At 66.1% G+C, this 14,404-nt stretch carries 14 protein-coding genes, 1 pseudogene and 1 riboswitch; of the genes and pseudogenes, 4 read left to right on the plus strand and 11 right to left on the minus strand.

Features of this window, described 5'->3' with window-relative positions; translation table 11 throughout:
- Window positions 1–90: 90 nt before the first annotated feature.
- The 4 genes from nusB to ACCQ04_RS16735 all read right to left on the minus strand — a co-directional run bounded on the left by nusB (window position 91) and on the right by ACCQ04_RS16735 (window position 3,036).
- The gene (gene nusB / locus ACCQ04_RS16720) at window positions 91–579 is read right to left on the minus strand and encodes a transcription antitermination factor NusB (protein WP_024940797.1); all 489 of its coding nucleotides are present in this window, start codon (window positions 577–579) and stop codon (window positions 91–93) included.
- Window positions 576–1,040 carry a 6,7-dimethyl-8-ribityllumazine synthase gene (gene ribH / locus ACCQ04_RS16725; RefSeq protein ID WP_005997267.1) on the minus strand — a complete coding sequence of 155 codons (465 nt, stop codon included), beginning with the start codon at window positions 1,038–1,040 and terminating at the stop codon, window positions 576–578. The genes nusB and ribH overlap by 4 nt, the downstream gene beginning before the upstream one ends.
- A 257-nt stretch (window positions 1,041–1,297) precedes the next feature.
- Complete coding sequence (gene ribB, locus ACCQ04_RS16730; RefSeq protein WP_039525502.1) at window positions 1,298–2,437, minus strand: 3,4-dihydroxy-2-butanone-4-phosphate synthase; 1,140 nt, start codon at window positions 2,435–2,437, stop codon at window positions 1,298–1,300.
- Entirely contained in the window at window positions 2,434–3,036 is a 603-nt protein-coding gene (locus ACCQ04_RS16735) for a riboflavin synthase (RefSeq protein ID WP_024940586.1), read from the minus strand. The genes ribB and ACCQ04_RS16735 overlap by 4 nt, the downstream gene beginning before the upstream one ends.
- Window positions 3,037–3,198: 162 nt before the next feature.
- Window positions 3,199–3,377: riboswitch (FMN riboswitch) on the minus strand.
- Between the two features lie 219 nt (window positions 3,378–3,596).
- Here ACCQ04_RS16735 and ACCQ04_RS16740 point away from each other — a divergent pair.
- Window positions 3,597–4,220, plus strand: coding sequence for a hypothetical protein (locus ACCQ04_RS16740; protein WP_226427440.1), 624 nt, complete (start codon window positions 3,597–3,599; stop codon window positions 4,218–4,220).
- Between the two features lie 95 nt (window positions 4,221–4,315).
- On the opposite strand, the gene ribD is transcribed toward ACCQ04_RS16740, so the two are convergent.
- The 5 genes from ribD to ACCQ04_RS16765 form a co-directional block, all read right to left on the minus strand.
- Entirely contained in the window at window positions 4,316–5,410 is a 1,095-nt protein-coding gene (gene ribD / locus ACCQ04_RS16745; RefSeq protein WP_226427441.1) for a bifunctional diaminohydroxyphosphoribosylaminopyrimidine deaminase/5-amino-6-(5-phosphoribosylamino)uracil reductase RibD, read from the minus strand.
- On the minus strand, window positions 5,407–5,892 hold the full coding sequence (locus tag ACCQ04_RS16750; RefSeq protein WP_046344295.1) for a GNAT family N-acetyltransferase: 486 nt from the start codon (window positions 5,890–5,892) through the stop codon (window positions 5,407–5,409). The genes ribD and ACCQ04_RS16750 overlap by 4 nt, the downstream gene beginning before the upstream one ends.
- Entirely contained in the window at window positions 5,889–6,413 is a 525-nt protein-coding gene (gene nrdR, locus ACCQ04_RS16755; RefSeq protein ID WP_006453216.1) for a transcriptional regulator NrdR, read from the minus strand. Before nrdR ends, ACCQ04_RS16750 begins: the two co-directional genes overlap by 4 nt.
- A 102-nt stretch (window positions 6,414–6,515) precedes the next feature.
- A complete protein-coding gene (glyA, locus tag ACCQ04_RS16760; protein ID WP_046344297.1) occupies window positions 6,516–7,769 on the minus strand; it encodes a serine hydroxymethyltransferase in 1,254 nt (417 codons plus the stop codon).
- Window positions 7,770–7,958: 189 nt separating this feature from the next.
- Window positions 7,959–8,474 (minus strand): RcnB family protein, encoded by a 516-nt coding sequence (locus ACCQ04_RS16765; RefSeq protein ID WP_046344299.1) that lies wholly within the window; start codon window positions 8,472–8,474, stop codon window positions 7,959–7,961.
- A gap of 226 nt (window positions 8,475–8,700) precedes the next feature.
- Here ACCQ04_RS16765 and ettA point away from each other — a divergent pair, with 226 nt between their 5' ends.
- Complete coding sequence (gene ettA, locus ACCQ04_RS16770; RefSeq protein ID WP_024940592.1) at window positions 8,701–10,362, plus strand: energy-dependent translational throttle protein EttA; 1,662 nt, start codon at window positions 8,701–8,703, stop codon at window positions 10,360–10,362.
- 60 nt (window positions 10,363–10,422) lie between these two features.
- Here ettA and def read toward each other — a convergent pair whose 3' ends face one another.
- Both def and arsC read right to left on the minus strand, forming a co-directional pair.
- Entirely contained in the window at window positions 10,423–10,938 is a 516-nt protein-coding gene (gene def / locus ACCQ04_RS16775; RefSeq protein ID WP_046344300.1) for a peptide deformylase, read from the minus strand.
- Window positions 10,939–11,139: 201 nt separating this feature from the next.
- A pseudogene (gene arsC, locus ACCQ04_RS16780) lies at window positions 11,140–11,561 on the minus strand (arsenate reductase (glutaredoxin)).
- Window positions 11,562–12,229: 668 nt separating this feature from the next.
- Here arsC and ACCQ04_RS16785 point away from each other — a divergent pair.
- Window positions 12,230–12,643 (plus strand): post-PEP-CTERM-1 domain-containing protein, encoded by a 414-nt coding sequence (locus tag ACCQ04_RS16785; protein ID WP_372358570.1) that lies wholly within the window; start codon window positions 12,230–12,232, stop codon window positions 12,641–12,643.
- On the plus strand, window positions 12,636–14,294 hold the full coding sequence (locus ACCQ04_RS16790; RefSeq protein WP_126966657.1) for a PA domain-containing protein: 1,659 nt from the start codon (window positions 12,636–12,638) through the stop codon (window positions 14,292–14,294). The genes ACCQ04_RS16785 and ACCQ04_RS16790 overlap by 8 nt, the downstream gene beginning before the upstream one ends.
- Window positions 14,295–14,404: the final 110 nt, after the last annotated feature.

Genomic DNA, 14,404 nt, shown 5'->3' on the forward strand with positions numbered 1-14,404 from the left:
ATTTGGCAGTGGGGATTGGTCACGGCGCACATTGGCAGGGACCAGCTCCGCGGCCAATCCCCAATCCCAACTGCCCAATCCCGCGGCGCCTCAGGCGCCGCTAGCGCCGCTAGCGCCCGACTCCACCTTGCGCCACTCCACCGAGGCGCGATCCAGCACGCCGTTGACGTAGGTGTGGCCGTGCTCGGAGCCGAAGCGCTTGGCGGTTTCGATCGCTTCGTTGATCACCACGCGGTACGGCACGTCCTGGCGATACAGCAGCTCATAGGCAGCCAGGCGCAGCACTGCACGCTCGATCGCGTCGACCTCTTCCACGCCGCGATCCAGATACGGGGTCAGCGCGGTATCCAGCTCGGCGCGGTTGCTCAGCACGCCTTCGACCAGGTTTTCGAAATAGGCCAGATCGGCCACTTCGTGCGCCTGCTCATGCGCAAACTGCGAGATCACCTGCTTGGCGAACCCGCCGGAAATCTGCCAGGCATACACCGCCTGCAAGGCACGCCGACGCGCGCGCGAACGCAGCACCGGGTCGATGCCGTCGCGACGGACGTGGCGGGCGTGTCCACCGGACTTGCTCATGGCAACAACTCCATCAAATTGACCAGTTCCAATGCCGCAAGCGCGCATTCTTCGCCCTTGTTGCCATGGCTGCCACCGGCACGCGCCTCGGCATCTTCCACGCGCTCGACCGCGAGCACGCCGTTGAGCACCGGCACGCCGGTCTGCAACTGCACGCTCATCAGGCCTTCGGCGCACAGGTCGGCGACGTGTTCGTAGTGGCGGGTGTCGCCGCGGATCACGCAGCCCAGCGCGATGATCGCCGCATGCTGTCCGGATTGCCCCAGGCGGTTGGCGGCGATCGGAATTTCCCAGGCGCCCGGCACGCGGATCACGTCGATGGCGTCTTCGCCGATGCCGTTGCCGGCCAGGCTCTGGCGCGCACCGGTGACCAGCGCGTCGGTGATGCGGGCATTCCAGCGGCTGGCGATGATCGCAAAGCGCGCGGTGGTGGGGCGGAGATCGCCTTCGTAGTGGGTCATGCGGGTCGGCAACTCGAGGGGGCGGCAAGTTTAACAGCTGCCGGGGCCTGGCCCGGCCGGTACGTGGCGGCCGGGGTGCCGAAGCAGCCCCGGCCATGTCTCCAGGAAACGATTCGAGAGCGCGCAGCACGGGCTGGTGCGGCTCGCAGCTGGCAGGGTCGATACGCAACAACCGCGCGAACCACTCGGACAGCGCGGTTCCTGTTGCGCGCCCTGCAACCACCGGACAGCGGCGGCTCCATGCCGCCCGCGCTACATCACGGCAGCGCGGCCGCCGGCACCGAGCGCACACCTTCGCCCGCGTGGCATTCCAGGTACTCCACCACCTCCAGGCCGAACCCGGCCAGGCCCACCTGACGCCGCGGCGTGCCCAGCACGCGCAACTTGCCCAGGCCCAGTTCGGCCAGGATCTGCGCTCCGGCCCCGTTGCGCCGCCACTGGCTGACGTCCTTGGCGTTGGTGGCCGCTTCCGGTTGCTGGCGCAACCGCGCCAGCAAGGATTCGCTGTCGCGCGGCGCCGACAGCACCACCATCACGCCCTGCCCTTCGGCGGCGATCGCACGCAAGGCATCGGTGGCGGCCACGCCAAAGTCGTCGCGCTGCCAGTGCAGCAGATCGGCCAGCGGGTTTTCCACCTGCACGCGCACCAGCGTCGGCGTGGCCGGATCGGCAGTGCCGCGCACCAGCGCAAAGTGCAGGTCGTGGGCGATGCGGTCGCGGTAGGTCACCAGCGTGAACGGGCCGAACTCGGTGCTGATCTCGCGCTCGTCCACGCGCTCGACGGTGTGCTCGTTGGCCAGGCGGTAGGCGATCAGATCGGCGATCGAGCCCATCTTCAGCCCGTGCTCGCGCGCGAACACTTCCAGCTGCGGGCGGCGCGCCATGCTGCCGTCCGGGTTGAGCACTTCCACCAGCACGCCGGCCGGTTCCAGCCCGGCCAGCATCGGCAGGTCGCTAGCCGCTTCGGTATGGCCGGCGCGGGTCAGCACGCCGCCGGGCTGGGAGATCAGCGGGAAGATATGCCCCGGCTGGCTCAGATCCTGCGGCTTGGCATCCGGCCGCACCGCGGTGCGCACGGTGTGTGCGCGGTCGTAGGCGGAGATGCCGGTGGTCACGCCTTCGGCCGCCTCGATGCTGACGGTGAAGTTAGTCTGGAACTGCGCGGTGTTGTTGCGCACCATCGGCGCCAGGCCGAGCTGCGCGCAGCGCTCGCGGGTCAGCGACAGACACACCAGCCCGCGCGCGTGGGTCACCATGAAGTTGATGTCCGACGGCTTGACCAGCTCGGCCGCCATGATCAGATCGCCTTCGTTCTCGCGGTCCTCGTCATCGACGATCACCACCATGCGGCCGGCGCGCAGTTCCTCGATCAATTCCGGAACGGGTGCGAAATTCATGCCGCACCCCGCGTGCCCAGCAGGCGTTCAACATAGCGCGCCACCAGGTCGATTTCCAGATTCACCGCCGCGCCAACCGCGGTCTGCGCAAACGCGGTGTTGGCCACCGTGTGCGGAATCAACGCGACCTCGAAGCCATCCGCGTCCACTTCGTTGACGGTGAGGCTGACCCCGTCCACGCAGATCGAGCCCTTCTTGGCGACATAGCGCAACACCGCCGGCGGGGCGGCAAACCGCCAGCGCTGCGCCCGTGCATCGCCGTGCACCGACTGCACCTGGCCCAGGCCGTCGACATGCCCGCTGACCAGATGCCCGCCGAGGCGGTCGGTCGGGCGCATCGCGCGCTCCAGATTGAGCAACGCGCCTTCCGGTAAGGCGCCCAACGTGGTCAGCGACAGGGTTTCAGTGGAGGCGTCGGCCTGGAAGCTGCCCGCGTCGAAAGCGATCACGGTCAGGCACACGCCGTTGACGGCAATGCTCTCGCCGAGCTGCACCGCCTCGAACGGCAGGTTGCCGGTGGCGAAGGTGAAACGCACATCGCCGCCTTGCGGCTGGCGCGCCGCCAGATGGCCGACGCCTTCGATGATTCCGGTAAACATCAGCGCACCTCCGTCATTGATGACGACAGCGCGGACGGGGTGCGGTGGAAGATCGCGATGCAGCGCGACGGGTGACGCATGGACATAGTCGTTTCTCGCAGGAGTTGAGCGAAAAACGCCACAAGGCAAACAGGCGCGCGCACAGCCGCAAGGCTGCGCGTTGGCCGTCTTCTTTCATCCGGACTATACCGTCGGCCCCGGCATCGCACCGGATCTGCTGACCTTGCGCAGCAGGGGTTTCGCGTGGATCCGCTCAACCCTGAAGTGCAAGCGCTCGCGGGCTCGCATGCTTGCGCATGCCTACCGCCGGTGGGGAATCGCACCCCGCCCTGAAGACGTTCGTGAGTACCGGCGAACCGGTGCGCAAAGTCTAACAGGGCACATCGGCGCGATGGCTGAGCGTGGGCCAAGGCTGGCAGGACACTGCGTCATGTGGGGAAATCCCCCATAGCCAGGATTGTGAAGGATCTGTTAATTTACGCGCCGCGACGGGAGACGTCGCTTTTTTCCCTCCCGCAAAGGGACGGAGACACGGACATCAATTCGGAGAGAGACATCCAATGCGTAACACCCTGATTCTGGCTGCCCTGCTGGCCGCCGCACCGTTTGCCGCATCGGCCGAAGGCCTGAGTTATTCCTACGTCGAAGGCGGCTGGAACCGGACCGAAATCAACGTCAACGACGCGTCCGACGACATCGATGGCGGCTACATCCGCGGCTCCTGGCAGATTGCCCAGCCGGTCTACCTGCTGGCCAGCTACGAGCGTGCCACCAAGGACTACAACCTCGGCAGCGGCTTCGTGATCGACGGCACCCTGCAGCAGGCCACGGCGGGTATCGGTTACCGCCAGGAAATGACCGAGCGCGTCGAGTTCACCGCCGACATCAGCGTGCTGCGCACCAAGGTCGAATCCGATCTGCGCCTGCGCGGCCGTTCGATCGACAAGACATCCGATTCGACCAACCTGGGCTTCGCCAACCTGGGCCTGCGCGGCAAGCCCTCGCCGCGGACCGAAGCCTGGATCAAGGCCGGCTATATCGACGGTAGCGACGTGGACGAAGGCGAGTTCGTCGGCACCCTGGGTGGTCAGGTCAACTTCACCCGCACCTGGGGCCTGGTCGCCGAAGCGCAGTTCGTCGACAACGCCAACCAGTACAAGGTCGGCGTGCGCGCGAGCTTCTGATCGGCGCGACTCAGATACACCAAGGCCCCGCATGCGGGGCCTTTTTCATGCGCACAACAACACAGCTGCGCGGTATCGCGCGCGCCATGCAGCGCTCACCCGGCAACAACCGGCGTATAGCGCAGACGCAGATCCTGACCGAGCTGGCGCACATCCAGCAGCTGCAACGCAGCGCGCTGCGCCATCGTCTCGATGCCCAGCCCGGCCAGCAGCGGCCTGGCGGTATCGCCCAGCAGTACCGGCGCCATGTAGACCAGCAGTTCGTCGACCAGGCCGGCCTGCAGCAGCGCACCACCCAGCGTTGCGCCGGCTTCCACATGCACCTCGTTGATGCCGCGCTCGCCAAGCAGTGCCACCACCGCCGCCAGATCGAAGCGGCCGGCTTGCAACGGCATCGCAAGGAACTGCGCATCGTCCAGCGAAGGTGCAGTCACATCCTCGCCATGCAGATACAGCGTGGGCGCATCGCCCTGACGCAGGTTCCTGCACGCCAACGTCCGTAGCCCGGCATCGAGCACCACGCGCAGCGGCAGCACGACCGGCGTGTCATCGCCCAGCCGCACCGTCATGGAGGGGTCGTCGGCCAGCACCGTGCCCGCACCAGTGAGGATCGCGCCCGCACGCGCGCGCCAGCGCTGCACGTCTGCGCGCGCGTCACTTCCGGTGATCCACTTGGATTCACCGCTGGCCAGCGCCGTACGCCCATCCAGGCTGGCGCCGAGCTTGACCCGCAACCACGGCCGCCCACGCTCCACCCGCGACAGAAATCCCTGGTTGAGCGCGCGCGCCTGCGCCTGCAGGACGCCGCTGAGCACCTCGATCCCGGCCTCGCGCAGCAATGCAAACCCGCCGCCGTTGACCTGCGGAAACGGGTCGGCCATCGCCGCAACCACACGCGCAACGCCGGCATCGATCAAGGCCAGCGCACAGGGTGGCGTGCGTCCGTAATGTGCACACGGCTCCAGCGTGACGTAAGCGGTGGCGCCACGCGCCAGCGCGCCGGCCGCGCGCAGCGCGAACACTTCCGCATGCGGGCCGCCGGCACGTTGATGAAAGCCCTCGCCCACGCATACGCCATCGCGCACGATCACGCAGCCAACCATCGGATTGGGGCGCGTGGTGTAGGCGCCACGCTCGGCCAGGCGCAATGCCTGCGCCATCCAGCGATGGTCGTCGGCCGTTGCGCTCATTGCGTTGCCGCTTGCGGTTCGATACACATCACCACGATCTGCATCGGCCCCAGCAGTAGTTCTGCATGCGTCTGCCAGCCCAGCCGCTGATAAAACGGCACCAGCACTGGTTGGCAATACAGGTACAACGCCGGCACGCCCATGCGCGCGGCGGCCTGCACGCAGTGCGTCACCAGCGCCTCGCCGATGCCCTGCCCGCGCGCCTGCGGCTGCACGTACAGCGACGCCAGCCATGGCGACCATTGCCGAATGCGCGAATCGTCGTTTTCCAGCAGGCTGACCGACCCGAGCCACTGCGCCTGATCGAGCGCCACCCACGTGGTCGGGATCACCCCGTCGCGGGTGTGGCTGCGCAACTCGCTCAAGGCCTGATCGAAATTCCAGTCCGGCAACAGACTGCCGAAGGCCTGCAGATGCGCCTGCGCGATGGCGGGCAGCAGCTGCGGCGTGTCGGCCACGCACGCGATGCGCATCGCGCTCACCGCTTGCCGGGCTTGCCGGCGCGCTCCAGGGCCGCTTCCAGCAACGGCAACTGCTCGATGCCGACCGGGAGCTCGCGCTCGAGCTTTTCGATTTCCTCGCGGAAATCGGCCACGTCCTGAAAGCTGCGGTACACCGAGGCGAAGCGCACATAGCCCACATGATCCAGCTTGCGCAGCTCGACCATGACGTATTCGCCCACACGCAGCGAGCCCACCTCGCGCTCGCCGGACATGCGCAACTGATGCACCACCGCGCGCACCGCCGCTTCGATCTGCTCTTCGGACACCGGGCGCTTTTGCAGCGCGCGGTCGAAACTGGTGCGCAGCTTGCGCGCGTCGAACGCCTCGCGCCCGCCATCGCTCTTGACCACGGTCGGCAGCTTGAGTTCGATCGTCTCCAGGGTGCTGAAACGCTCGCCACACGCCTCGCACTCGCGACGCCGACGAATCGTCGTCCCGTCTTCGGACACCCGCGAATCGATCACGCGGGTGTCGTTGTGCTGGCAGAAGGGGCAGTGCATCAGGTCGCCGAGATTGGGAAGTGGGGATTGGGGATTGGCAACAGCAGGAGTAAGGACGCGCTTGTCGCGCATCCCCAATCCCGAATCACCAATCCCGGCACCTCAGCCATACACCGGATACTTCTTGCACTGCGCGGTCACCGCGTCGCGGACCTTGGCAAGCACCGCTTCGTCGCTGGGGGCGTCGAGCACGTCGGCGATCCAGTTGGCCAGGTCGATGCTGTCCTGCTCCAGGTAACCGCGGGTGGTGATTGCCGGGGTGCCCAGGCGCAGGCCGGAGGTGACGAACGGCGAGCGCGGGTCGTTGGGCACCGAGTTCTTGTTGACAGTGATGTGCGCCTTGCCGAGCGCGGCCTCTGCGTCCTTGCCGGAGACGTCGCGGCCGATCATGTCCACCAGCATCAGGTGATTTTCGGTGCCGCCGGACACGATCTTGTAGCCGCGCGCGATCAGCGTGTTGGCCATCGCCTGCGCGTTCTTGACCACCTGCTGCTGGTAGGTCTTGAATTCCGGCTCCAGCGCCTCCTTGAACGCCACCGCCTTGGCCGCGATCACGTGCATCAGCGGGCCGCCCTGAATGCCGGGGAACACGATCGACTGCAGCTTCTTCTGCAGCTCTTCGCTCGCGCCCTTGGCCACGATGATGCCGCCGCGCGGGCCGCGCAGGGTCTTGTGCGTGGTCGAGGTGACCACGTGCGCATGCTCCAGCGGGCTCGGATACACGCCTGCGGCGACCAGGCCGGCCACATGCGCCATGTCCACGAACAGATACGCACCGACGCTGTCGGCGATGGCGCGGAAACGCGCCCAGTCGATCTTCTGCGAATACGCCGAGAACCCGGCCACGACCATCTTCGGCTTGTGCTCGGTGGCCAGTCGCTGGACTTCGTCATAGTCGATCAGGCCCTGCTCGTTGACGCCGTACTGCACGGCGTTGAACAGCTTGCCGGAGACGTTGACCTTGGCGCCGTGGGTGAGGTGGCCGCCATGGGCCAGGCTCATGCCCAGGATGGTGTCGCCGGGCTGCAGCAGCGCCAGATACACCGCCTGGTTGGCCTGCGAGCCGCTATGCGGCTGCACGTTCGCATAATCGGCGCCGAACACCTGCTTGATGCGCTCGATCGCCAACTGCTCGGCAATGTCGACGAACTCGCAACCACCGTAGTAGCGCTTGCCCGGGTAGCCTTCGGCGTACTTGTTGGTCAGCTGGCTGCCCTGGGCCTCCATCACCAGCGGGCTGCAGTAGTTTTCGCTGGCGATCAGCTCGACGTGATCCTCCTGGCGGCCGGCTTCAGCAGCGATGGCCTGGGCCAGTTCGGGGTCGTAGGTTTCCAGTCGGACGTCGCGCGAGAACATGCAGAGCTCCGGGGCAGCTGTTGCCAGTAGGGGCGCAGATTGTAAGCCCCCGCATGGACAGGTGACCAATTGAGACGCTGGCGAGGCCAGGCGCGCCATGGCAGGTTCCCCCTGAACGACAAAGGCGCACCGGAGTGCGCCTTTGCGGGTTCCCTGCCTACCCAGGCCTGACCCGGACGGTAGACAGGCTTAGTTATTGAGCACCAGGTCGGCGATCACCCCGGTGGCGATGGCCACCAACAGCAGATTGCCGGTGTTGTCGCGCTGCCAACGGTAGCCATACGGCGGGCGGCGCAGGTTGTAGCGGTCGTAGTCGTTGATCACGTAGACCGGGCCGTGGTAACGCTGACCGCGGGCCCAGTACGGGCGCGGCGGCGGGCCGGCGCGGTAGTAGCTGGGGCGATCGTAGACATAGACCCGGTTGCGGTCGTAGCGACGGTCCTGATAACGGGCATCGCGATACCCCTCGCGGTAGCCGTTGCTGTAGTAACGGCGGTCATCGCGGCGGTCGGCCCGGCGCTCGTCATGCCAGTCGCGGCGGTCGTTGCGCCAATTGCCGCGGTGATCGCGGTCGTGGCGATCGTCGCGATCATGACCACGACGGTCGTGGCCGCGGCCCCAGTCGTCGGCAAACGCTGCCGGGGCCACGGAGCCCAGCGCCAGGATGGAGGAAAGCACAACAGTCACGATGCGTTTGCGGTTCATGGGATTGCTCCTGTCTGCGATGTCGCAATTTCATTAAGGCGCTGGCCGCCTTAACGCATTCTTGCTGGAATCGATTACGAAAACGCCCATTCAGGTGGAAGGTAAGCTGCCGTTTAGCTGCCGACGCGCCGCCGCGAGCCAGGCCGGTTGCCCGTATAATCGGCGCAATCCCTTTTCCGCTGCCTCCGGCCCCGGCCGGTGGGCTGCCTGCGTCCACGGAGCACCCATGTCGCAATACATCTACACCATGAACCGCGTCAGCAAGGTGGTCCCGCCCAAGCGGCAGATCATCAAGGACATCTCGCTGAGCTTTTTCCCGGGCGCCAAGATCGGCCTGCTGGGCCTGAACGGCGCCGGCAAGTCCACGGTGCTGAAGATCATGGCCGGCGTGGACACCGATTTCGAGGGCGAAGCCCGTCCCCAGGCCGGCATCAAGGTCGGCTACCTGGCGCAGGAACCGCAGCTCAACCCCGAGCACACCGTGCGCGAAGCGGTCGAGGAAGGCGTGGGCGACGTGCTGCAGGCCCAGGCCGCGCTGGATGCGGTGTACCTGGCCTATGCCGAGGAAGGCGCCGATTTCGACGCCCTGGCCAAGGAACAGGAACGCCTGGAAGCGATCCTGGCCGCCGGCGATGCGCACACCCTGGAAAACCAGCTGGACGTGGCCGCCGATGCGCTGCGCCTGCCGCCGTGGGACGCGGTGGTCGGCAAGCTGTCCGGTGGCGAAAAGCGCCGCGTGGCGTTGTGCCGGCTGCTGCTGCAGAAGCCGGACATGCTGCTGCTCGACGAACCGACCAACCACCTGGACGCCGAATCGGTGGAATGGCTGGAGCAGTTCCTGGCGCGCTACACCGGCACCGTGGTGGCGGTGACGCATGATCGCTACTTCCTCGACAACGCCGCCGAGTGGATCCTGGAACTGGACCGCGGCCGCGGCATTCCGTGGAAGGGCAACTACACCGACTGGCTGACCCAGAAGGACGAGCGCCTCAAGCAGGAAGACAACCAGGAAAAGTCGCGCCAGAAGGCGATCCAGAAGGAACTGGAATGGTCGCGCCAGAACGCCAAGGGCGGCCGCACCAAGGGCAAGGCGCGTCTGGCCCGCCTGGAAGAACTGCAGTCGGTGGACTACCAGAAGCGCAACGAGACCAACGAGATCTTCATCCCGCCGGGCGAGCGCCTGGGCAATGCGGTGATGGAGTTCAAGAACGTCTCCAAGAAGTTCGGCGACCGCCTGCTGATCGACAATCTGTCGATGATCGTGCCGCCCGGCGCCATCGTCGGCATCATCGGCCCCAACGGTGCCGGTAAGTCGACCCTGTTCAAGATGATCACCGGCGCGGAGAAGCCCGATTCCGGCGAGATCGTGGTCGGCCCGACCGTGCAGCTGTCCTACGTGGACCAGAGCCGCGACAAGCTGGAAGGCAACCACAACGTGTTCCAGGAGATTGCCGGCGGCCTGGACATCCTCAACATCAACGGCGTGGAGATCCAGTCGCGCGCCTACATCGGCCGCTTCAACTTCAAGGGCCAGGACCAGCAGAAGATGGTCGGCTCGCTGTCCGGTGGTGAGCGCGGTCGTCTGCACATGGCCAAGACCCTGCTGCAGGGCGGCAACGTGCTGCTGCTCGACGAACCGTCCAACGACCTGGACATCGAGACCCTGCGCGCGCTGGAAGATGCGTTGCTGGAGTTCCCGGGCAACACCTTCGTGATCTCGCATGACCGCTGGTTCCTGGACCGCATCGCCACGCACATCCTGGCGTTCGAAGGCGACTCGCACGTGGAGTTCTTCCAGGGCAACTACCGCGAGTACGAAGAAGACAAGCGCCGCCGCATGGGCGATGACGCAGGTCCCAAGCGTCTGCGCTTCAAGGCGCTCAAGTAAGCACGACAAGGGCGCCGCAAGGCGCCCTTGTTACATCCGGGTGCAGCTGCGACCGATGGCCTACAGGTCGTAGGACAGCACGTCTTCGAAGCCGAAGGTGGCGAAGTTCTCGATCCGCGAGGGATACAGGCGGCCGACCAGATGGTCGTACTCGTGCTGCACCACGCGTGCGTGGAAGCCTTCGGCCTCGCGCTCGATCGGGCTGCCGTCCGGCGCAAAGCCGCGGTAGCGAATGTGGCGATAGCGCGGGATAACAGCGCGCAGGCCGGGAATCGACAGACACCCTTCCCAGCCGTTTTCCATTTCTTCCGACAGCGGTTCGATCTGCGCATTCGCCAACGCGGTGCGCGGCACCGCCGGTGCATCGGGATAGCGTTCGCTGGCTTCGAAGCCGAACACCATCAGCTGCAGATCCACCGCGATCTGCGGTGCGGCCAGGCCGACGCCACGCGCATCGTCCATGGTCTCGAACATATCGGCCACCAGCGCGCGCAGCTCGGCACTGCCCAGGTTGGTCACCGGCGGCGCCACGCGCAGCAGGCGCTTGTCGCCCATGCGGATAATCTCGCGAATCATCTGACTGCTCCCGGGAAACGTTGCGGCGATTTTAAGACCTGTGCGGTAGGTGGGGGTGAGGTTGGGGAGTCGGGATTGGGGAGTCGGGAATCAGGATTAGGGATTGGTCGCTGGGGCGTCAGTGGCGCTGCTTGGCGTTTCGCATCTGAGCTGAGGTGGCTGCGCTTGATGTGGAGCGACTGCGTTTCGGGTATCTGTCTATCAGCCCGTTACGCATTGCCCGGCATCGTCCAGCACGCGTTCGCCGTCTTCCTTGACGAAGCCGCTCGTCGCGTGCGGCAGCAGGTCGAGCACGCGTTCGGAGGGGTGGCACAAGCGCGTCCCCAATGCGGTTTGCACGAAGGGGCGGTTGATCAGGATCGGTGCGTGAGCATTGCGCTCAGCAACGCTGCGTCGTCCAGCGCGGGATCGTCGAGTCCCAGTTCCAGATACGGGGTGCCTTTCTGACGCATGGCCGCGCGAACCGGGATGCCGGCGGCGGCGATCAGGGACTGCAGCGTTTCGCGGGTGGGCGGGTGCTGCAGGTAGTCGACGATCTGCGGTTCGATGCCGGTGTGGCGGATCAGGGCGAGCGTATTGCGGGAGGTCCCGCAATCGGGGTTGTGATAGATGACGGCGTGCATGGGAACCTGGTGCGCGGAGTCACCAAGACTGTAACGCGCTGCGGTCGAATGGCGCGCGGCGTGCAGAGCCAGCGCAGCGTACGCGCAGCCCGCGCCGATGCCGATGCCGATGCCGATGCCGATGAGGATCAACGCACGGCTTGCGCACGTTGCTGCGGCCGCGCTACTTGCGCAGACCAGGCCACTGGCCGCGGTGGAATAAAAGCTCCTCTCCCCCCGGGAGAGGGGTTGGGGCGAGGGTACGGGGCGAAGCTCAGGCGTACTCGCACCTTGCCCTCAACCTCCACCTGGCTTCGCACGCACCCTCATCCGCCCCTTCGGGGCACCTTCTCTCGGGAGAGAACGGAATAAGTCGTCCAGATCTTGGCTGGCGTGAATTGTCCGTCGAGACCATGGGCCGGGGAGGCTTCCGGCCCGGTTGGTTCGTGTCAAAAATCTGGCCGATCTGGGGCCAGCTGCCGCTGCAATCCCCAGAAATTTCCCCGACGCAACTGCGGCGATGACCGTTTCAGGCTCTCACTTCGCATTCAGCGGCCTATATGTCAAAAGATTGACACACATCACGGATTCATGATTCAGTCATGAACAGACTGAAACGGAAGGATTCCCCCGATGCCGGTGTCTGCACGGCGTCCCTTTTCCCTGTTGGACTCAAGGAAACCCCAACGATGATGAGCTTTCGTAAGCCCGGATGGATGCTGTCCGGTGTGTTGTGTGTCGTCTGCCTGCCGGCCTTGGCCGTGGCGCAAGAGGCTGCAACCAGCAGTTCCAAGGTGGGTATTGATCCCGTCACCGGCAAGCTGCGCCCGCTGACCGACGCCGAGAGCGCGGCGCTGGATCAGCAGGCTGCGTCGGCTGCCCGCAGCAGCGCTGCCCGCACCGCGGTTCCGCAGACCGAATCTGCCGCACGCGCGACCGAGCGACGCATGCCCAACGGCACCGTGGCGCGCAAGTTGCCGGCCACGCAGATGAGCTCGCTGATGGCGACCCGTCAGGCCGATGGCCGCATCGTCATCGAGCACAGCGAAGACGCCGACACCCAACCCGCCCACGCCGAGCACGGAGCGCTGCCGCATGAATAAGCCCTTGTTGCTGTTGTCCCTGGCCGTGGCTGCGGCCATCGCGCCGCTGCATGCAAGCGCCGCCAATGTCACGCTGATCAATGGCGATGCCGGCACCAGCGTCGGCTTGAACGATCCCACCAGCGCAGCGCCGTTGGGCGGCAACCCCGGGCGCTCGGTCGGCGAGCAGCGTCGCATCGCCTACCAGTACGCGATGGACCTGTGGGGCGCGGTGCTGCAGAGCAACGTCGAGATCAAGGTGTATGCCTCGTTCGCGCGGCTGACCTGTACCGCCACCGGCGGCACGCTGGGCCAGGCCGGCCCGAACTGGATCGTCAACGACTTCCCCGGTTCCAAGCCCAATACGCTGTATCCATCCGCGCTGGGCGATGCGATCGCCGGGCAGGATCTGGTCCCCGATCCCAGCGATCCGGCTGACGTGTTCTCGCAATTCAACGGCGATCTGGGCAAGCCCGACTGCCTGGCCGGCTCGGGCTGGTACCTGGGCCTGGACGGCAAGACGCCCGAAGGCCAGATCAACTTCCTCAACGTGGTGATGCACGAGATCGGCCACGGCCTGGGTGCGGCGGGCTTCCTCAACAAGACCACCGGCGTGCTCGGCTCGGGCAGCGGCCTGACCGACGTCTACACCGCGCAGGCCTACGACAACGTGCAGAACAAGCGCTTCGACGATCCGGCCATGACCAACGCGCTGCGTGCCGAAGCGATGCGCACGCCGGGGCGTACGGTGTGGGCCGGCACGCGCGTCAACCGCGAGGCGGCACTGATCCTGGATCCGCGCACCCTGTTGCAGGTGAGCGCACCGGCCAGCGCGGCGGGCAAGTTCGAGGTGGGCTTTGCCAGCTTCGGGCCGCTGGCCACGGCGGCCAATTTCCCGGCGCGCGCAGTGGTGACGGTCAATGACGGAGTGGCCGCGGCATCGGCCAGCGATGGTTGCGAAACGCCGTTCGTCAATGCGGCCGAGGTGGCCGGCAAGGTGGCGCTGATCGACCGCGGCACCTGCGCGTTCGCGATCAAGGTCAAGAACGCACAGCTCAACGGTGCGGTGGGCGTGATCGTGGCCAATAACGCGGCCGGCGTGCAGACGATGGGCAATGCCGCCCCGCCGATCACCGACATCACCATCCCGGCGATCATGGTGTCGCAGACCGATGGCGCGCGTCTGAAGGGCAGCGCCGGAGTGGTGGCGGCGTTGTACGAAGACCCCGAGCTGTTGCAGGGCACCGATACCGCGGGCCGCACGCGGCTGTATTCGCCCAGCGTGGTGGCCGGCGGGTCGACGTTCTCGCACTTCGATACCGACCTGCAGCCGAACGCGTTGATGGAACCGTTCGATACGCCGGAAGTGCAGGCGCATCTGAACATCGACCTGACCCCGGCGCTGTTTGCCGATATCGGTTGGACGCTCAATCGCGGGCTGGCCAAGCTGGGCAACTGCAATACGCTGGTGCCGACGCTGGAGACCGGCGGGCTGATTCCCGGCGCCAACATCTCGGCCGAAAACAGCCTGTGCAAGTCGCAGAATGCCGGCAACCGTCTGGGGTACCTGACCTGCATGGACGAGCACGCACGCGAGTTGCAGAACCAGGGTGCGATCAGCCGCATTCAACAGGCAGCGGTGTTTGTCTGTGCCACCAAGGTGCGCCCGTAACAACAGGCGCAGTCTGCGTTAATCGATGCAATGCGAACGGCGCCGGGAGGCGCCGTTCGTTTATCCGTGCTCACACTGTTCAAGCTGCGCCACGCGCGGCGATGTCCACA

Source organism: Xanthomonas sp. NCPPB 2866, from assembly GCF_041475745.2.
Taxonomy (GTDB): domain Bacteria; phylum Pseudomonadota; class Gammaproteobacteria; order Xanthomonadales; family Xanthomonadaceae; genus Xanthomonas; species Xanthomonas arboricola.

What these genes read in the sequence shown, in the direction of transcription:
- nusB (WP_024940797.1), bottom strand. Translation starts at nt 579, where the DNA reads ATGAGCAAGTCCGGTGGACACGCCCGCCACGTCCGTCGCGACGGCATC.
- ribH (WP_005997267.1), bottom strand. Translation starts at nt 1,040, where the DNA reads ATGACCCACTACGAAGGCGATCTCCGCCCCACCACCGCGCGCTTTGCG.
- ribB (WP_039525502.1), bottom strand. Translation starts at nt 2,437, where the DNA reads ATGAATTTCGCACCCGTTCCGGAATTGATCGAGGAACTGCGCGCCGGC.
- ACCQ04_RS16735 (WP_024940586.1), bottom strand. Translation starts at nt 3,036, where the DNA reads ATGTTTACCGGAATCATCGAAGGCGTCGGCCATCTGGCGGCGCGCCAG.
- ACCQ04_RS16740 (WP_226427440.1), top strand. Translation starts at nt 3,597, where the DNA reads ATGCGTAACACCCTGATTCTGGCTGCCCTGCTGGCCGCCGCACCGTTT.
- ribD (WP_226427441.1), bottom strand. Translation starts at nt 5,410, where the DNA reads ATGAGCGCAACGGCCGACGACCATCGCTGGATGGCGCAGGCATTGCGC.
- nrdR (WP_006453216.1), bottom strand. Translation starts at nt 6,413, where the DNA reads ATGCACTGCCCCTTCTGCCAGCACAACGACACCCGCGTGATCGATTCG.
- glyA (WP_046344297.1), bottom strand. Translation starts at nt 7,769, where the DNA reads ATGTTCTCGCGCGACGTCCGACTGGAAACCTACGACCCCGAACTGGCC.
- ACCQ04_RS16765 (WP_046344299.1), bottom strand. Translation starts at nt 8,474, where the DNA reads ATGAACCGCAAACGCATCGTGACTGTTGTGCTTTCCTCCATCCTGGCG.
- ettA (WP_024940592.1), top strand. Translation starts at nt 8,701, where the DNA reads ATGTCGCAATACATCTACACCATGAACCGCGTCAGCAAGGTGGTCCCG.
- def (WP_046344300.1), bottom strand. Translation starts at nt 10,938, where the DNA reads ATGATTCGCGAGATTATCCGCATGGGCGACAAGCGCCTGCTGCGCGTG.
- ACCQ04_RS16785 (WP_372358570.1), top strand. Translation starts at nt 12,230, where the DNA reads ATGATGAGCTTTCGTAAGCCCGGATGGATGCTGTCCGGTGTGTTGTGT.
- ACCQ04_RS16790 (WP_126966657.1), top strand. Translation starts at nt 12,636, where the DNA reads ATGAATAAGCCCTTGTTGCTGTTGTCCCTGGCCGTGGCTGCGGCCATC.